This window comes from Winogradskyella litoriviva, from assembly GCF_013249065.1.
In the GTDB taxonomy this organism is placed as follows: Bacteria; Bacteroidota; Bacteroidia; order Flavobacteriales; family Flavobacteriaceae; genus Winogradskyella; species Winogradskyella litoriviva.
The window spans coordinates 153990-174060 of sequence record NZ_JABRWQ010000002.1; the positions used below are offsets into that span (position 1 = coordinate 153990).

Here is a 20071-nt window from a genome sequence, read left to right on the forward strand (position 1 = left end):
TATGTTAGGACTAAAATTACCAACCGATCCAAGATGGGTTAATATTGTAGAAAAAAATATTGAAGAAATTTTAACGGACCATGCGTACTGTGAGCAAAAGGCAGCCAGTACAGCAATTTCGTTAATTGTAGGATTTCCTGAATACACGGAACTTGTTCAAGAAATGATTGATTTGGTTGAAGAAGAAATGAGCCATTTTAAAATGGTACATGATAAAATCCTAGAAAAAGGCTGGACACTTGGTAGAGATCGTAAGGATGATTACGTCATTGCGCTTTTAAAATTTTTTCCAAAAGGCGGAAGCCGAACAACTCAATTAGTACACAGGTTATTATACGCGGCTTTAATAGAAGCTAGAAGTTGTGAACGCTTTAGATTACTTTCTGAAGAATTAGAGGACAAAAAACTTGCTAAATTCTATAGAAAACTAATGATTAGTGAAGCAGGACATTACACTATGTTTCTAAATTTTGCAAGAAAATATGGTGATAGAAAAGAAGTAGATGAAAAGTGGGAAAAACTACTTACATATGAAGCAGAGATTATGATTGACTTAGGAAATAAGGAAACTATACACGGTTAAATAAAAAAAGCCTTAACTTTTAAAGTTAAGGCTTTTTAAATATTTTTTAATGCTGTTAAAGTTTCATTCCAAACCCAAATTGCAATACCGTGTTTTTAGCTTCCAAATTGGCAAAGTCTTCTTCTAAAACATTTAATAATCCATAAGACGCTCTTGCATCAATAAAAAACTCATCAGTTAACATAAATTCTAGGCCAACTACTCCAGAGAAGGCAAATGTTGAAAACCCATCATTTTCCTTCCAAGTTTTTAAACTCATTTGTGGTCCTACAAGAAATGCAAAACGCTCAGCTAAAGAAATATTTAAAAGAATTGGCAAATGCAAATAATCTGCTCTAAGCTCTTGTGCTTTAGCACCTTCTGCAGACCATTGCAACTCCGTTCTTAAAGCAATTTTATCATTAAATTCAAAATCTACAAATCCTGCAAACGCAAAACCATTTCGGTGTTTGTTTTCAAAATCTGCATCAGGTTTATAGTCTAAATTAGAAATATTTAAAGCACCTCTTACACCATAAATTATGTCTTGAGAAAACCCAACACTAGTGAATGACACCAACATTAAAACAAGTAAATATTTTTTCATAAGTAAGTTTTAGAGATAGCTAAGATAAATTAAATTATAGATTTAAAATAGAACATACCGAAAAATCCGACAAACTACATAGTTGTGATTATTTTAATTAAACAATTACACTAGAAACGGTTTCATAATACATACTTTTTATTATACCATCTGAAAGCCCAATTTTTGGAACATAAATATCCTTAGCACCACTCCATTTCATTGCAGAAAGATAAATCCTAGTTGCAGGTATTATAACATCTGCTCTATCTTGGTTTAAATTTAATTTTGTAATCCTTTCTTCGTAAGAATAATTTTGAAGCATTTTATAATAGCTGGTGAGATAAAAATACGTTAATGGTTTACCAATGTCTTTTCCAGAGATTTTAAAAATCTTATTAATGTTTCCACCAGAACCTATTAATTCAATTTTATCATATTTTTTAGTATTTTCTTTAATCCAACTTTCTAATTCTTGCCAAGTTTCATTTTTCACTATATCATTTAACAATCTTACCGTACCAATTTTAAAAGATCTAGACAGTTTTTTATCACCATTATGAATTATTGAAAACTCCGTACTTCCTCCTCCAACATCTACATATAAATAAGTTTTATTTGGATTTATAAACGATTGCAAATCTGTAGCAGCTATGATTGCTGCTTCTTCTTCACCGTCAATAATTTCAATATTAATTCCACAAGATTCAAATATTTTTTTTGTTAAAGGCTCACTGTTTTTTGCTTCTCGCATTGCAGATGTTGCACAAGCTTTATACCTCACAACACCATGAGACTTCATTATTAAGCTAAATGCCATCATGGTATCTAACATTCTATCTTGGTTATATTGAGATATTTCACCCTTTAAAAAAACATCTGCACCTAATCTAATTGGTACACGTACGAGCGAGTTTTTTTTAAAAATAACAGGTTCATCTTCTTGCTCTATTATATTTGAAATTAATAGTCTCACTGCATTTGACCCAATATCAATGGCTGCGTATTTCTGTATCTTCAGCATATTTATCCTTCTAATTTATTCAAATAATACTTATAAGTATCAAATTGTGCTCTTACTTTTGGCTTATTATTTCTTCGGTAATTATTATCTTGATTATCATTTATTATCCTTGCTTTTACATTATCATTCCAACAAATATCATACAAATGCTGAAGCTCTGTCTTTATATCTTCATCATATATTGGGCAACTCACTTCTACTCTATTATAAATATTACGTGTCATCCAATCTGCAGAGGAAATGTATATTTTAGGGTCTTCTTGATTAGAAAAAATATATAATCTTGTATGTTCTAAAAATTTATCTATAATACTGATAATTTCAATATTTTCACTCATTCCTTTTATACCTGGAACCAAACAACATAGCCCTCTAATTATCATTTGTATTTTTACACCTGCTCTACTAGCTTCGTACAACTTATCTATCATTTTATAGCTACTTATGCTATTCATTTTTAATTTAATGTAAGCAGATTTTCCCTTTTTTGCACTTTCGATTTCATTGTCAATTAATGCAAATATTTTAGATTTTGTATAATGAGGTGAGGTGATAATATGTTTATATCTATTTACTTTATAATGAACTTCTAAAAAACTGAATACTTTATAAATGTCTTTTAAAATTTTTGCATTTGCTGTTAACAAGGTAAAATCGGTATATATTTTAGCTGTAGACTCATTAAAGTTTCCGGTACTAATAAAACCATAACGTACCAATTTTTCATTTTCTTCGCGCTCAATTACACACATTTTAGAATGTACTTTTAAGCCTGTAACACCAAATAACATAGTTACACCTTCGTCTTGCATTTGCTCAGCATAATTGATATTTGCTTCTTCATCAAAACGTGCTCTCAACTCAATAGATACTGTAACTTTTTTTCCGTTTTTAGCAGCATTTATTAAAGAACTGGCTACATGAGAAATTTGTGCTAATCTATATATAGTAATTTTTATAGTTTTTACCTTTGGATCTAATGCTGCTTCTCTTAAAAACTTTACGATGTAAGAAAACGTGTGATAAGGTGTATAAATTAAATAATCTTTTTTTGCTATTGTATTAAAGATACTATCTTCTAAACTTAATCCTTTAACGGGTAAAGGTTGAATTTTACTATAAAGTAAATCAGTTCTTCCTAAACTAGGAAAACTCATATAATCGCGACGATTATGATAACGACCTCCAGGAATGATACTTTCTTTCTCATCAATTCCCATTCTTTTTAATAAGAAATTTAGTGTTTCTTTCTCTATACTTTTGTCATAAACAAAACGCACAGGCACTCCACTTTGCCTTTCTTTTACACTCTCTGTTAACTTAGCTATAAAACTTTTACTTAAATCACTATCAAAATCTAATTCTCCATCTCTAGTAATTTTTATCATATGAGCACTAATGGTATCATAACTAAAAATGTTAAATATATCATCTAAACAATATCTTAGAATATCATCTAACATTATTATATAGTTATTATCACCTTTATTTGGTAAAACTACAAAGCGATCCATTGTGGCCGATATTTCAATTAAAGCAAACTGATCTCTTGCATTTGAGCTACTCATCCTTACAGTTAGATAAGCCGAAATATCTTTTAGCTCTGGCAGATCAATATCTTCATTTAGCATTATAACTACCAATGCAGGACTAATTTCTTGATAAAAATAGTTCTTGATAAAATCATGATGATCATTATCAATTTGTGATTCATTTATAATGTAGATATTCTGTTGTTGTAATTCTGATTCTATTTCATCTAAAATTTCGAGACTATAGCTTTGTTGTTCTATAACGATTTCTGTGATTTTTCCTAATAAATCTCCTGCCTTAATGCCTCCTAATTCAGTTTTACCACCTTTACCTGCTTCATAAATTCGCTTAACAGTAGCATATCTAACCTTAAAAAATTCGTCTAAATTATTAGAAAAAATACCTAAAAAACGTAATCGTTCTATTAAGGGTACTTCTGTATCTGCTGCCTCTTGTAATACACGTTCATTAAATTTTAACCAACTTAACTCTCTATTTATATATATGTTTTTCTCTTTTGTCATTTTCTTAATTCCTTTGGAATAATTACAAATTCTGTCTTGCCTCTTTTTAAATCTTTCCAATTATTAATCTCAAAATTAATTTTAACCAATCCACTTGTTGGAAGATTATCTATAAAAACATCACCAAATATATTAGAAATTGATGTGAAAGCATTATTGTGACCAAAAATCATTACTTCATTTATTTCGTCAGGTAAGTTTTTAATAAAATCGATGACATTTTGGCCACCAAAATCATATAAATCTTCTACAATTGTTATGTTTTTTTGTGAAATATTATAAGAATTTGCAAATAACTCAAATGTGCTGAGTGCTCTTTTTGCCGGACTAGTGAAAATAACTCTAGGCACACTACTTTTGCCTAAAAACTCTTCCGCAACGAGTTTAACATCTCTAAAACCCCTTGACTTTAGAGGTCTTTCACGGTCTGAAACATTATGTTTCCACGACGATTTACCATGTCTCACTAATGTAATGCTTTTCATACATAATCGATTAAATGCAAATTTTTCCGATAAAATGTTGTGTAATTCCATTTTAACGAGTAAATTGCCGCCTTAACACTAATGTTTGTTTATGATATTAGTTATAAGTTCTTTTGTTAGGTAAATTTAATGTAAATGATCCCAAATCAAAAAATATATTAATCCATTATATTTTTCATTTGCGTTAAAATACTTCCCTCTATTTATTTAACAAAGAACAAATAATTATGTTGTTTTAAACAAAGTAGTTTTTACTATGGTCTTTAAACTATGGTATTAAGTCTATTTAGTTTTAACAGCAACATTTGCATGATAAGTTATATCTATAAAATATGGAAATTAATTTTACTTCATCTTTTTTCAAATTAATAACAGTTTGTGTTATTTCATTATTATTTATAAATAATGGGTTTGCTCAAGAACAATCTGAAAAAGAATCTGATTATTGGCCAAAGACTGCCAAATTATCTGGTACAGAATTAAAAGATTACATGGCGGTTTTAAAAAAACGTGCCAAATTATATAATGCGAATAAATCATCTTCAAATTATATTCAAAAATCTTCTGAAACTAACCAAATAGGTACTTGTAATGTGATTACTTGTGGTTCTTTCAATGCGCTTGATATTACACCAAATAACAACGGTCTTCCACCAGAATTTCAAACAGCTGTTGATGGAAGTACGTATTCTGCAGATGTTGTATACGACTGTTGGAATGATGAAGGTACTGTAGATTATTCTGAAGGACAATATATTTCTTATTCTAATATAGATGCAAATATTGATACACCTGCAATTATATCACCTTCTCCAAATGGCGGAGGATTTTCTATTTTTTCATATAAAAATGAAGGGATTGAGCAAAATTTAGAAGTACTACCAAATGCAACTTATAAAGTATGTTTTGAAATTGCTGTAATTCCTCGTTATAGTAATAATGATGGTAGTTTGGTAGAGTTTAATCCAAATTTAAATTTTGGTATAGGTTCTGGTGGAGTTCAAATTACTGACCCCTTAACATATACTGATGAGGATTTAACTATACATCCTTTAACAGATTTTCCTAACAGCTTATCAACGGCAACAACTGGACCTTTTCAAAACCCAGGTGGATGGACAGATATTAATCCTTTTTGGGAAACGGTATGTATTACTTTTCAGTCGGATAGTTCTGGTATAGTAAACGTATTTTACCAAACTCAAGCTCCTGGAAAGTCTATAGTCCTAGTTGATGGATTAAGACTAAGTCTTGAAGGTTATACTGTACCACCTACTATGAATGAAGAAAATTTAGTAGCAGATAATAATGGTACAGATATCTTTTGTGATGCATTCTCTGTTGACTTAAATTCTTACATTACATCAACTGGACCTGCTGGTTCTGAATTAACTTGGAGTACAAACTCAGATCCTTTAAATACATCTGCGCATTTAACTGACACCGTTGTAAGTACTCCTGACACGTACTATGTGTTTTATTACAATCCTGAAGACCAATGTTCATCACCAACTGCCTCTATTACACTAGCGATTACTGATTTAGATGCTGTTGTAGGTTCTCAATCAAATGCTGATTGTGTTGGCGATTCAAACGGTTCAGTAACAATTGCTGCTTCAAATGGAAATCCTCCTTATACTTATGCTTTAGATGGAGGTTCTGTTCAAAATTCAAATACTTTTGATGATTTAAACATTGGCAATCATGTTGTTGAAGTAACAGATTCAAATAATTGTTCAGTAAGCGTAAATTTTGAAATTATCGCAATTGATACTGAAGCGCCTACTGCTTCCAATCTTGATCCTATCAGTGTTCAATGTATAGATGATGTACCTGCGTACAACATTGAAGATGTTGATGATGAGACAGATAACGTAACCAGATTTCCTGTAGTTGCTTTTGTGTCGGATGTTTCAGATAATTTATCGTGCCCTGAAACTATTACAAGAACTTATAGTGTTACCGACGATTGTGGTAATTCTATTAATGTAACTCAATTAATTACTATTAATGATACAATAGCTCCATCTATAAACACATCTGCTTCGGATGTAACGATTGAATGTGGTGTATCTCCTGATGGAACATTACAAGATTGGTTAGATAATAATGGTGGTGCTTCTGCCTCGGATAATTGTGGAAATGTAACTTGGTCAAATAACTATGATGATGGTATTTCAGATTGTTCGGCATCAACAACCGTTATATTCACTGCTACTGATGATTGTGGTAATACAGCAATAACAAGAGCAACATACACTATTCAAGATACAACACCTCCTGTAATAACAGTTTCTGCCGCTAATCAATCTATTGAATGTAATATTGATGATTCTACGCAAAACGTTCAAAGCTGGTTAGATAATAATGGTGGTGCTTCGGCTACAGATGATTGTTCTGCAATTATTTGGTCTAATGATTTCACCTCACTTTCTGGTGGTTGTGGTGAGACAGGTTCTGCTACAGTGACTTTTACAGCCACTGATGCTTGTGGTAACTCAACATCTACCACAGCTACATTTAATAGCGTTGACACAACTAATCCTGTCGCTCCTAATGCTCCTGCTGATTCATATTTCAATTGTATTGATGACGTGCCTGCGCCTGGCCAATTAACAGCTACTGATAATTGTAAAGATGACATTACTGTTACAGGTGTTGACACTATTGATAATTCTAACCCTTGTTCTATATCTATTGTAAGAACATGGACTTTTGTTGATGATTGTGGAAATTCGTCTTCAGTGTCACAAAACATTATTGTAGCTGATACTACTGCGCCTACATTTACGGTACCTGCAGATATAGACATCCAATGTGGTGACAACCCTAATAATCTTTCTATTACTGGTGATGTTACCGACGAACAGGATAATTGTTCTACTGGTCTAAATGCGACATATACAGATTCTGTTGTTAATGGTAGCTGTACTAATACTGAAACTATTACACGTACTTGGACGCTAATTGATGATTGTAACAACACAACAAGACTTGTACAAACCATTAATGTTGTAGATACTACAGCTCCTACTTTAACTATTCCTAGTAATGTTACTGTAGAATGTACAGATCCTACAAATCCTTCTGCTACAGGTACAGCTACAGGAAGTGACTCTTGTGGGAATGTTACCATCTCTTATAATGATACATCGTATGCTAAATGTGGTAATACAGAAAAAATTAAAAGAACATGGACAGCTACTGATGAATGTGGTAATACAAAATCATTAAATCAAATTATAAATGTAAAAGACACTACACCACCTACAATAGATACATCTGCTACTAACATAATGATTGAATGTGGTGTAACACCTGAAGGTACATTACAAGATTGGTTAGATAATAATGGTGGTGCTTCTGCCTCAGATACGTGTGGAAATGTAACTTGGTCTAATAACTATAATGATGGTGTTTCAGATTGTTCTGCATCAACAACCGTTATATTCACTGCCACTGATGATTGTGGTAATACTTCTACAACGAGTGCATCATATACTATTCAAGATACAACACCTCCTGTAATAACAGTTTCTGCCGCTAATCAATCTATTGAATGTAATATTGATGATTCTACGCAAAACGTTCAAAACTGGTTAGATAATAATGGTGGTGCTTCGGCTACAGATGATTGTTCTGCAATTACCTGGACAAACAATTTTACTTCAATTTCAGATGGTTGTGGTGAGACAGGTTCTGCTACCGTAACTTTTACGGCTACTGATGCTTGTGGTAACTCAACATCTACTACAGCTACATTTAATAGCGTAGATACAACTAATCCTGTTGCTCCTAATGCTCCTGCTGATTCATATTTCAATTGTATTGATGACGTGCCTGCGCCTGGCCAATTAACAGCTACTGATAATTGTAAAGATGACATTACTGTTACAGGTGTTGACACTATTGATAATTCTAACCCTTGTTCTATATCTATTGTAAGAACATGGACTTTTGTTGATGATTGTGGAAATTCGTCTTCAGTGTCACAAAACATTATTGTAGCTGATACTACTGCGCCTACATTTACGGTACCTGCAGATATAGACATCCAATGTGGTGACAACCCTAATAATCTTTCTATTACTGGTGATGTTACCGATGAAAAGGATAATTGTTCTACTGGTCTTAATGCGACATATACAGATTCTGTTGTTAATGGTAGCTGTACTAATACTGAAACTATTACACGTACTTGGACGCTAATTGATGATTGTAACAACACAACAAGACTTGTGCAAACCATAAATGTTGTAGATACTACACCTCCTACTTTAATTATTCCTGGTGATGTTATTATAGAATGTACTAACTCAACTGACACCTCGTCAACTGGAACAGCAACAGCAAGTGACTCCTGTGGTAATGTAACAATCTCTTACAATGATACATCAACTGCTGATTGTGGTAATACCGAAACAATTACAAGAACTTGGACAGCTACTGATGAATGTGGTAATACGAAATCATTAAATCAAATTATAAATGTAGAAGATACTACACCTCCTACAATAGATACATCTTCTTCTAACATAATGATTGAATGTGGTGTAACACCTGAAGGTACATTACAAGATTGGTTAGATAATAATGGTGGTGCTTCTGCCTCAGATACGTGTGGAAACGTAACTTGGTCTAATAACTATAATGATGGTGTTTCAGATTGTTCTGCATCAACAACCGTTATATTCACGGCCACTGATGATTGTGGTAATACTTCTACAACGAGTGCATCATATACTATTCAAGATACAACACCTCCTGTAATAACAGTTTCTGCTGCTAATCAATCTATTGAATGTAATATTGATGATTCTACGCAAAGTATTCAAAGCTGGTTAGATAATAATGGTGGTGCTTCGGCTACAGATGATTGTTCTGCTGTTATTTGGTCTAATGATTTCACCTCACTTTCTAATGGTTGTGGTGAATCTGGATCTGCTACTGTAACTTTTACGGCTACTGATGCTTGTGGTAACTCAACATCTACTACAGCTACATTTAATAGCGTTGATACAACTAATCCTGTTGCTCCTAATGCTCCTGCTGATGTAACGTTGCAATGTATAGATGACGTACCTACGCCTGGCCAATTAACAGCCACGGATAATTGTATGGATGATATTACTGTTACAGGTGTTGATTCTATTGATAATTCTAACCCTTGTTCTATATCTATTGTAAGAACATGGACTTTTGTTGATGATTGTGGAAATTCGTCTTCAGTGTCACAAAACATTATTGTAGCTGATACTACTGCGCCTACATTTACTGCGCCTGCAGATGTAGATATAGAATGTGGTACAAATACTAATGATCTTTCTATTACAGGTGATGTTACCGACGAAAAGGATAATTGTTCTATTGGTCTAAATGCGACATATACAGATACTGTTGTTAATGGTAGCTGTACTAATACTGAAACTATTACACGTACTTGGACGCTAATTGATGATTGTAATAACACAACAAGACTTGTACAAACCATTAATGTTATAGATACAACACCACCTGCGTTTACAGTGCCTTCAGACATTACTATTGAATGTGATGTCGATGCAACCGACGTTGCAATTACTGGAGATGTTACTGATGAAACTGATAACTGCTCTACTAATTTAGAAGCAACCTTTACAGATACTGTTAATAATGGTAGTTGTGCTAACGAATCTCTGATTACCCGTACATGGTCTTTAACGGATGGATGTAATAATACAACAACCGCAGTACAAACAATCACAGTGCAAGACAATACAGCACCAATAATTGACGAAACTCGAATTCGTAATATCGAAATACAATGTGGTGTAACTCCTGAAGGAACATTACAAGATTGGTTAGACAATAATGCTGGAGCAACAGCCACTGACAATTGTGGTAGTGTAACTTGGACTAATGACTTCGCAATGAATACTGATGTAGATTGTGCTAATGGCGCAATAACTGTGATTTTTACAGCTACAGACGATTGTGGTAATGTATCAACAACAAGCGCAACTTATGCCATACAAGATACTACACCACCAGTAATAACAAATCCTGCTGAAGACCAAACAATTGAATGTAATATTGATGGTGGTGTAACTGAAGATTTTATTACTTGGTTAGCAACAAATGGTGGCGCTGAGGCTACTGATAATTGTACCGCTATTGTATGGTCTCATGATTACTCCTCACTTTCTGATGGCTGTGGTGAAACAGGTTCTGCTACAGTAACTTTTACTGCCACTGATGGTTGTGGTAACTCAACAACTACAACGGCCACATTTAATAGTGTTGATACAACTAATCCTGTTGCACCTAATGCTCCTAGTGATTTAACTTTTCAATGTATTGATGAAGTGCCTGCTCCTGGCCAATTAACCGCTAGTGATAATTGTATGGATAATATAACTGTTACTGGAGTTGATACTATTGATAATTCTAATCCATGTAATATTACTATTGTAAGAACATGGACCTTTATTGATGATTGTGGGAATTCATCATCTGTATCTCAAAATATTTTTGTAGCTGATACTACTGTTCCTACAATAAATGTACCTTCAGATATAACGATTCAATGTGGTGCAGATGAGTCTAGTGCCAATACTGGTGAAGCTACTGGGAATGATAATTGTGGTGATTTAACTATTACATATTCAGATTCAGAAACTTCTTCTTGTGGAAATACTAAAACAATAACTAGAACGTGGACAGGAACTGACGCTTGTAATAACAGTATCTCTGATACTCAGATTATAAATGTTATCGATACAACAGCTCCTACTTTTAACGAAAGTTTACCTGCAAATATAACTGTAGATTCAAATAGTATTCCAACATCCTCAATTTTAACAGCATCTGATAATTGTGATGATACTATTGATGTTATATTTTCAGAAACATTAATTGGCAGCAATTGTGACGCATCTTATACGATTGAAAGAAATTGGCAAGCTGAAGATGATTGTGGAAACAGTACAGAACATACTCAAATTATAAATGTTAACCATAATGTCCTTTCAATAACCGTAGATTCTAAAACCGATGTACTTTGCTTTGGAGAAAACACAGGTGCAATTGATATTAGTGTATCAGGTGGTTTACCTCCATATTCTTATTCTTGGAGTACTGGTGCTACAAGTCAAGATTTAGACGACATAAGTGCAGGTAATTATACAATAACTGTTGAAGATAATAATGGTTGTACAGTATATAAAGATATTTATATAGACCAACCTGCTAACGCATTAAGTCTTAACATTGACAAAGTAAATGCTACATCAATACAAGGATGTATCGACGGTACTGCAACTGCTAATGTCTCAGGTGGAACTGCTAATTACACCTACTTATGGTCTGCTTCTGCAAATAACCAAACAACAGCTACTGCAACTAATTTACCTATAGGAATTCATTCTGTTTTGATTACAGACGCTAACAATTGTACCATTACTCAAAGTATTGAAATTTCTTGTACTAATGATTGTGATACGAATATAACAACAGGAACTACAACTAATGTTCTATGTTTTAGCGAAGCTACTGGTGCAACTTCTGTTTCTGCTAGTTCTATTATCAATCCTACGGCTACTTTTACATTTACTTGGTCTAATGGTCATGTTGATACTGGTGTGACTACTAGTTCTATTTCAAATGTAATTGCTGGTAACTATACAGTGAGTGTTTCTATGGACGGATCGTCTTGTGACCCTGTTGTACAAAATATTGAAATTACACAACCTCTAGATTTAACACTTACAGTTAATAAAGTTAATGCCACTTCTGCTCAAGGTTGTGACGATGGAACGGCTACCGCTTCTACTTCTGGTGGAAATGGGCCTTATACTTATTTATGGTCCGCTTCAGCTGGAAACTCTACTGATGCTTCTGTTAGTGGTTTACCTGTCGGTGATCATACTGTAGTTGTAACTGATGCAAACGATTGTACAGCTACTCAAACCATTACGATTTCTTGTACCGATGATTGTGATACCGCTACAACTTCTGGTACTATTGTAAATGTACTTTGTTTTGGTGAAGCTACTGGCGAAGCAACCGTTTCTGCTAGTTCGGTAATTAATCCAACTGCTACTTACACTTTTACTTGGTCTAATGGTGATGTTGAAGCTGGAGTAACATCTAGTACTATTTCTAATGTTTTAGCTGGTAACTATACAGTGAGTGTATCTATGGATGGATCATCTTGTGACCCTGTAATTCATAGTATTAGCATTAACCAACCTCTTGCAACGTTATCAGGTTCAATCAATTCTCAAACTGATATAATATGTGGAGGTCTTGGAGAAATAACAATCGTAGGTTCTGGAGGAACTTCACCATACTCATTCTCTATCGATGGAGGATCTAATTATCAAACTAGTGGTACATTTTCTGATTTAAATCCAGGAAATTATTCTATCACAATTTTAGATTCTAATAATTGTACTATTACAGTTCCGGTTGAAATTCTTATAAATTGTACCGATGCTATCGCTGACATCAACAATACGTATGTTAATCTACCTGTTTCTGGAAATGTTTTAACAAACGATGAAGATTTTGAAGGTGATAACCAAACCGTTACAGCTAACACTAATCCGGCTAATGGTTCTGTTGTTATGAATCCTGATGGTTCTTATACATACACTCCTAACCCTGGATTTATTGGTCAAGATACCTTCCAATACACAATCTGTGACGATGGTAATCCTCAAGCTTGTGATACAGCTACCGTATATATTGAAGTATTGCCTGAAGGTGGTCCTGAAAATGAAGCGCCTATCGCTAATGCAGATACGGCTACTACACCGGAAGGAACACCTATTAATATTGTGATCCTGGCTAATGATTTTGATCCTGATGCTGATCCTATTACCATTACGGCAACTACCGATCCTGCCAATGGTACAATAACGCTTAATCCTGATGGAACTATTACATATACGCCTGATGCTGGTTTTATTGGTGAAGATACCTTTACTTACACTATTTGTGATGATGGTAATCCTCAACTTTGTGATACAGCAACGGTAACAGTAACAGTACAACCTTCTGGTACTCCTAATACAACTAACGCTAATGATGATGCGTATAATACAACACCTGGTGCTGATGTTATTGGTAACGTATTAGCTAATGATAATGATATTGAAGGTGATACTCAAACTGTAACAACTACTACAGTGACAACTGCTAATGGTGTAACTGTTAACATAGATCCTAATACGGGTATATTTACTTATACGCCTGACGCTGGTTTCTCTGGTACGGATTCATTTATTTATACTATTTGTGATAATGGAAGTCCTGTAGCTTGTGATGATGCTACTGTATATATTACTGTTGGTGGTCTGGCTAATACAACCGATGCTATCGCTGACATCAACAATACGTATGTTAATCTACCTGTTTCTGGTAATGTTTTAACAAACGATGAAGATTTTGAAGGTGATAACCAAACCGTTACAGCTAACACTAATCCGGCTAATGGTTCTGTTGTAATGAATCCTGATGGTTCTTATACATACACTCCTAACCCTGGATTTATTGGTCAAGATACCTTCCAATACACAATCTGTGACGATGGTAATCCTCAAGCTTGTGATACAGCTACCGTATATATTGAAGTATTGCCTGAAGGTGGTCCTGAAAATGAAGCACCTATCGCTAATGCAGATACGGCTACTACACCGGAAGGAACACCTATTAATATTGTGATTCTGGCTAATGATTTTGATCCTGATGCTGATCCTATTACCATTACGGCAACTACCGATCCTGCCAATGGTACAATAACGCTTAATCCTGATGGAACTATTACATATACGCCTGATGCTGGTTTTATTGGTGAAGATACCTTTACTTACACTATTTGTGATGATGGTAATCCTCAACTTTGTGATACAGCAACGGTAACAGTAACAGTACAACCTTCTGGTACTCCTAATACCACTAACGCTAATGATGATGCATATAATGTTACACCTACTAGTGTACTAAATGGTAATGTATTAGCTAATGATAATGATATTGAAGGTGATACTCAGACTGTAACAACTACTACAGTTATTACTGCTGAAGGTGTTACTGTTAATATAGACCCTAATACTGGTGCATTTACATACACTCCAAATGCTGGATATTCTGGTACTGATTCATTTATTTATACTATTTGTGATAATGGAAGTCCTGTAGCTTGTGATGATGCTACTGTATATATAACTATTGAGGGTGTTGCAGGTCTTAGTATTGTAAAATCTGCAACAAGTACAACTCTTGACTGTGTTGCCGCTGGAGATTCTGTGACTTATAATTTTACTGTAACTAATTCTGGTGATGTATTAATTAATAGTATAACTATTATTGATGATTTACTAGGTGGTGATATTACTACTACTCTTACACTTGTTGGTGATAATGGTGACGGCATCCTAGACCCATCAGAAACATGGGTATTCACTGCTCCTGATTATACAATCACTCAAGATGATGTAGATGCTGGAAACATTACTAATAATGTAACGGCTAACGGTCTTGAACCTGATGGAACCACTCCTGTTGTAGCTACAGACACCTATATCATAGACGCGAATAATACCGATGTAACACTTTGTAATGATGGTGCTATCAATATTGTAAAAGACGCTTCTACTACAAACACGGGTTGTGTTGGTGAAGGTGATTTAGTAACTTATACTTTCACGGTAACTAATACTGGTGATGTATCTATTAACTCTATCACAATTACAGATGATTTACTAGGTGGTGATATTACTTCTACTCTTACACTTGTTGGTGATAATGGTGACGGCATCTTAGATCCAACTGAAACATGGGTATTCACTGCTCCTGATTATACAATCACTCAAGATGATGTAGATGCTGGAAACATTACTAATAATGTAACGGCTAACGGTCTTCAACCAGATGGAACAACATCTGTTGTGGCTACAGACACCTATATCATAGACGCGAATAATACCGATGTAACACTTTGTAATGATGGTGCTATCAATATTGTAAAAGACGCTTCTACTCCAAACACGGGTTGTGTTGGTGAAGGTGATTTAGTAACTTATACTTTCACGGTAACTAATACTGGTGATGTGTCTATTAATTCTATCACAATTACAGATGATTTATTAGGTGGTGATATTACTGCTACTCTTACACTTGTCGGTGATTCTAACTCTAATGGTCTGTTGGATCCTACTGAAACATGGGTATTCACTGCTCCTGATTATACAATCACTCAAGATGATGTAGATGCTGGAAACATTACTAATAATGTAACGGCTAACGGTCTTCAACCTGATGGAACAACATCTGTTGTGGCTACAGACACCTATATCATAGACGCGAATAATACCGATGTAACACTTTGTAATGATGGTGCTATCAATATTGTAAAAGACGCTTCTACTCCAAACACGGGTTGTGTTGGTGAAGGTGATTTAGTAACTTATACTTTCACGGTAACTAATACTGGTGATGTGTCTATTAATTCTATCACAATTACAGATGATTTATTAGGTGGTGATATTACTGCTACTCTTACACTTGTCGGTGATTCTAACTCTAATGGTCTGTTGGATCCTACTGAAACATGGGTATTCACTGCTCCTGATTATACAATCACTCAAGATGATGTAGATGCTGGAAACATTACTAATAATGTAACGGCTAACGGTCTTCAACCTGATGGAACAACATCTGTTGTGGCTACAGACACCTATATCATAGACGCGAATAATACCGATGTAACACTTTGTAATGATGGTGCTATCAATATTGTAAAAGACGCTTCTACGCCAAACACGGGTTGTGTTGGTGAAGGTGATTTAGTAACTTATACTTTCACGGTAACTAATACTGGTGATGTATCTATTAACTCTATCACAATTACAGATGATTTATTAGGTGGTGATATTACTGCTACTCTTACACTTGTTGGTGATTCTAACTCTAATGGTCTGTTGGATCCTACTGAAACATGGGTATTCACTGCTCCTGATTATACAATCACTCAAGATGATGTAGATGCTGGAAACATTACTAATAATGTAACAGCTAACGGTCTTCAACCAGATGGAACCACTCCTGTTGCAGCTACAGACACCTATATTATTGACGCCAATAATACCGATGTAACACTATGTAATGAATCAGGTATTGAGCTTGTAAAAACAGGTATATTTAATAATGATAACGGAAATGGTTGTACTGAAATTAATGAAACTATTACTTACACCTTTGTTTTAAATAATACTGGTGATATTGCTTTAGGTAATATAGTAATTACAGACCCATTATTAGATAACGCAACACCAACGGTAAGTATCAATTATGTTTCAGGTGATACCGATGGAGATAATTTATTAGATCCTTCAGAGACATGGTCTTATACTGCCACTTATTTAGTGACACAATCAGATATTGACGCTACTGAAGTAATTAATATTGCTACAGTAAATGCAGAAGAGGTTGTTAATGGAACCAATGTTAATTCAACATCTCAAACTATAACAGAATTGATTGAAGATACTACACCACCAGACATTTCTAACTGTGCTGTATTAGATGCAACAATTGAATGTAATGGTGCGGATAATGAAACAATTGCAAACGATTGGAACAATGCGAACATATTAGCTTTAGAAAATTGTGCAACAGATGCATGTGATAATAATTTCACTGTATCTTCAAACTATGAATTTGGAAACCTAGTTTCTACTTGTGGTGCTGCTGGTACAATTACCGTTACATATACATTAACTGATGCAACAGATAATGCTAGTACTTTTACAGCTGTTCTTACTCTTGAAGATACAACAGGTCCTGATTTATCTGCATGTACAGTGAATGATGAAACTATAGAATGTACTGGATCTGAAACTGAAAACACAGCGATGGCATGGAATGAAGCTAATATTTCTGCTCTTGAAACATGTGGAACCGACGCTTGTGATGTTAATCCTACAAACGTTGTAACTTCTAATTATGACTATTCTAACCTAGTGTCTACTTGTGGCTCTGGTGGTACAATTACTGTAATATATACAGTGGCTGATGATTGTGGAAACACATCTACGTTAAGTGCTACATTGACTATTGAAGATACAATAGCACCTACCTTTACAGTACCTACCGATATTACAATAGAGTGTGATATCGATGTTACTGATTTAAGTATTACTGGTGATGTAACAGATGAACTAGATAATTGTGCAATTGGTTTAGAAGCTGAATTTACTGACAATGTTGTTAACGGAGATTGTCCTGGCACAGCTGTAATTACAAGAACTTGGACTTTAAGTGATGCATGTGAAAACACAACAACTCATGTTCAAACAATAACCGTTCAAGATACAACAGCTCCGATGTTTAATGAAACATTACCTGCTGACCTAACTACAGAATGTGATGCAGTTCCTGGTGCAGAAACATTAACTGCAACAGATAGTTGTAGTTCTGCAGAAGTAACTTTTGAAGAAGAAATTATATTAGGTTTGTGTATAGGAGATTATTTAATTGTGCGTACATGGACAGCTACCGATGGTTGTGACAATGAAGCCGTACATACCCAAATTATAACAGTACAAGATAATAATGCTCCTACTTTATTAACACCTATAGAATCTTCAATTTCTGTACTTTGTAGTGATATTCCTGCAGTACCAAATCTTGTATTTGAAGATTCTTGCTCAAATAATATTGATGTTGAATTCAATGAAGAATCTACATTAGGAATTAATCCTGAATTCTATGACATAACTAGAATATGGACTGTAACAGACGATTGTGGTAATCAAGCTGAGTTTACGCAGAATATAGCTGTTGAAATTGGAAACTTAATAGAAGCTGTAGATACTCAACGTTGTACATTAGATCCCGAATTTGATCTATTCGATTTATTATCTGGAGATTTTGATATGGATGGTACTTGGAGTGTTGTATCTGGAAGTGCTGTTCTTAACGGAAGCTATTTTGATCCAGGCTTACACGAAGTAGGTAATTATACCTTTAAGTATGCTATTTTAGAAGGTCCTTGTCAGACAGATATAGAATTAAATATTGCAATAGACGATGATTGCGTTGTTCTTAGATGTGGTGAAGAGGATGTGGTTATTTCAAAAACTGTAACTGCAAATGGTGATGGATACAATGATTTCTTTACTATCACCGGAGTAGAAGATTGTGATTTTGAAATAGAACTCCAAATATTTAATAGATGGGGAGCCGAAATCTATAAGTCTAATAACTATAAAAATGATTGGAACGGATTTTCATCAAATTCGTCAGTAGGAAATTCTGGAAACGTTCCAACAGGTACATATTATTACATTGTTCATTTAAAAGATAGTGGTTTAGCCCCTTTTACTGGCCCTATTTACGTCGCTACAAATTAATACAAAACTTAACCGATGAAGTTATCAAAATACATAAGTATTGCTATACTGTTATTAAGTGTTTCTACTGCATTTGCTCAGCAGTTACCTCAATTTACACAGTATATGTTTAATACCATTTCTATTAATCCGGCTTATGCAGGTAGTAGAGAAACACTTAGTGTTGTTGGTTTACATAGAAGTCAGTGGGTTGGTCTTGAAGGAGGACCAGAAACGCAAACGTTATCTGTGCATTCACCTTTAAGAAATGAAAATATGGGATTAGGAATATCCTTTATCAATGATAAATTAGGGTATGAAAATTTCTCATATTTATATGCCGATTATTCTTATACAATTAAAACTAGTGAGAATACTAAATTAGCATTTGGTATTAAAGCAGGTATGACGCATTATAGTTTAGATGAAACGTTGTTAAACGACCCTACTGTTACAGAAGACCCATTCTTTAACGATATTTCTAACCGATGGAGTCCTAATATTGGTTCTGGTGTATTTTTACACTCAACACGCTGGTATTTAGGATTATCCGCTCCTAGATTATTAAATACTGATTACAATAAAGGTAGTGATGGTGTTAGAGATTTTGTCGCTTTTGAACGTATTAGCTACTATTTTACTGGTGGATATGTGTTTGATATAGATGAAACTGTAAAATTTAAACCAGCTGCATTATTAAAAGCAACAAATGGCGCACCTCTTTCTTTTGATGTTACCGCAAACTTTTTATTCAACGAAAAATTTTGGATAGGAGGAGCATATAGAGTAAATGAGCATGCCGCTGCTATTGGTGGAATTGCAGATTTCCAAATATCAAAACAAATGAGAATAGGCTATGCATATGAGTATCCTCTATCAGACCTTTCAGCCTATACAAGTGGCACGCATGAAGTGTTGCTTATATTTGAAGTCTTTAAAAGCAAACGAATTAAATCACCAAGGTATTTCTAAACACTATAGT

General features: G+C 34.1%; 7 protein-coding genes. 3 read left to right on the forward strand and 4 right to left on the reverse strand.

Annotated elements, in window-relative coordinates; genetic code table 11:
• The first annotated feature begins 1 nt into the window (after position 1).
• Positions 2 to 583, forward strand: a complete 582-nt coding sequence (miaE, locus tag HNV10_RS04665) for a tRNA-(ms[2]io[6]A)-hydroxylase (protein ID WP_173300191.1) — start codon at positions 2 to 4, stop codon at positions 581 to 583.
• 55 nt (positions 584 to 638) lie between these two features.
• Here miaE and HNV10_RS04670 read toward each other — a convergent pair whose 3' ends face one another.
• From HNV10_RS04670 to HNV10_RS04685, 4 genes are all read right to left on the reverse strand, one after another.
• Positions 639 to 1169 (reverse strand): porin family protein, encoded by a 531-nt coding sequence (locus HNV10_RS04670; protein ID WP_173300192.1) that lies wholly within the window; start codon positions 1167 to 1169, stop codon positions 639 to 641.
• A 97-nt stretch (positions 1170 to 1266) separates the two neighbouring features.
• On the reverse strand, positions 1267 to 2172 hold the full coding sequence (locus HNV10_RS04675) for a Ppx/GppA phosphatase family protein (RefSeq protein ID WP_173300193.1): 906 nt from the start codon (positions 2170 to 2172) through the stop codon (positions 1267 to 1269).
• Between the two features lie 2 nt (positions 2173 to 2174).
• A complete protein-coding gene (gene ppk1 / locus HNV10_RS04680) occupies positions 2175 to 4229 on the reverse strand; it encodes a polyphosphate kinase 1 (protein ID WP_173300194.1) in 2055 nt (684 codons plus the stop codon).
• Positions 4226 to 4714, reverse strand: a complete 489-nt coding sequence (locus HNV10_RS04685) for a SixA phosphatase family protein (RefSeq protein ID WP_173300195.1) — start codon at positions 4712 to 4714, stop codon at positions 4226 to 4228. The genes ppk1 and HNV10_RS04685 overlap by 4 nt, the downstream gene beginning before the upstream one ends.
• A gap of 332 nt (positions 4715 to 5046) precedes the next feature.
• Between HNV10_RS04685 and HNV10_RS04690 the strand changes: the two genes are divergently transcribed.
• On the forward strand, positions 5047 to 19110 hold the full coding sequence (locus tag HNV10_RS04690) for a DUF7507 domain-containing protein (protein ID WP_173300196.1): 14064 nt from the start codon (positions 5047 to 5049) through the stop codon (positions 19108 to 19110).
• Positions 19111 to 19125: 15 nt separating this feature from the next.
• Positions 19126 to 20061, forward strand: a complete 936-nt coding sequence (locus tag HNV10_RS04695; protein ID WP_173300197.1) for a PorP/SprF family type IX secretion system membrane protein — start codon at positions 19126 to 19128, stop codon at positions 20059 to 20061.
• Positions 20062 to 20071: the final 10 nt, after the last annotated feature.

What these genes read in the sequence shown, in the direction of transcription:
- miaE (WP_173300191.1), top strand. Translation starts at nt 2, where the DNA reads ATGTTAGGACTAAAATTACCAACCGATCCAAGATGGGTTAATATTGTA.
- HNV10_RS04670 (WP_173300192.1), bottom strand. Translation starts at nt 1,169, where the DNA reads ATGAAAAAATATTTACTTGTTTTAATGTTGGTGTCATTCACTAGTGTT.
- HNV10_RS04675 (WP_173300193.1), bottom strand. Translation starts at nt 2,172, where the DNA reads ATGCTGAAGATACAGAAATACGCAGCCATTGATATTGGGTCAAATGCA.
- ppk1 (WP_173300194.1), bottom strand. Translation starts at nt 4,229, where the DNA reads ATGACAAAAGAGAAAAACATATATATAAATAGAGAGTTAAGTTGGTTA.
- HNV10_RS04685 (WP_173300195.1), bottom strand. Translation starts at nt 4,714, where the DNA reads ATGAAAAGCATTACATTAGTGAGACATGGTAAATCGTCGTGGAAACAT.
- HNV10_RS04690 (WP_173300196.1), top strand. Translation starts at nt 5,047, where the DNA reads ATGGAAATTAATTTTACTTCATCTTTTTTCAAATTAATAACAGTTTGT.
- HNV10_RS04695 (WP_173300197.1), top strand. Translation starts at nt 19,126, where the DNA reads ATGAAGTTATCAAAATACATAAGTATTGCTATACTGTTATTAAGTGTT.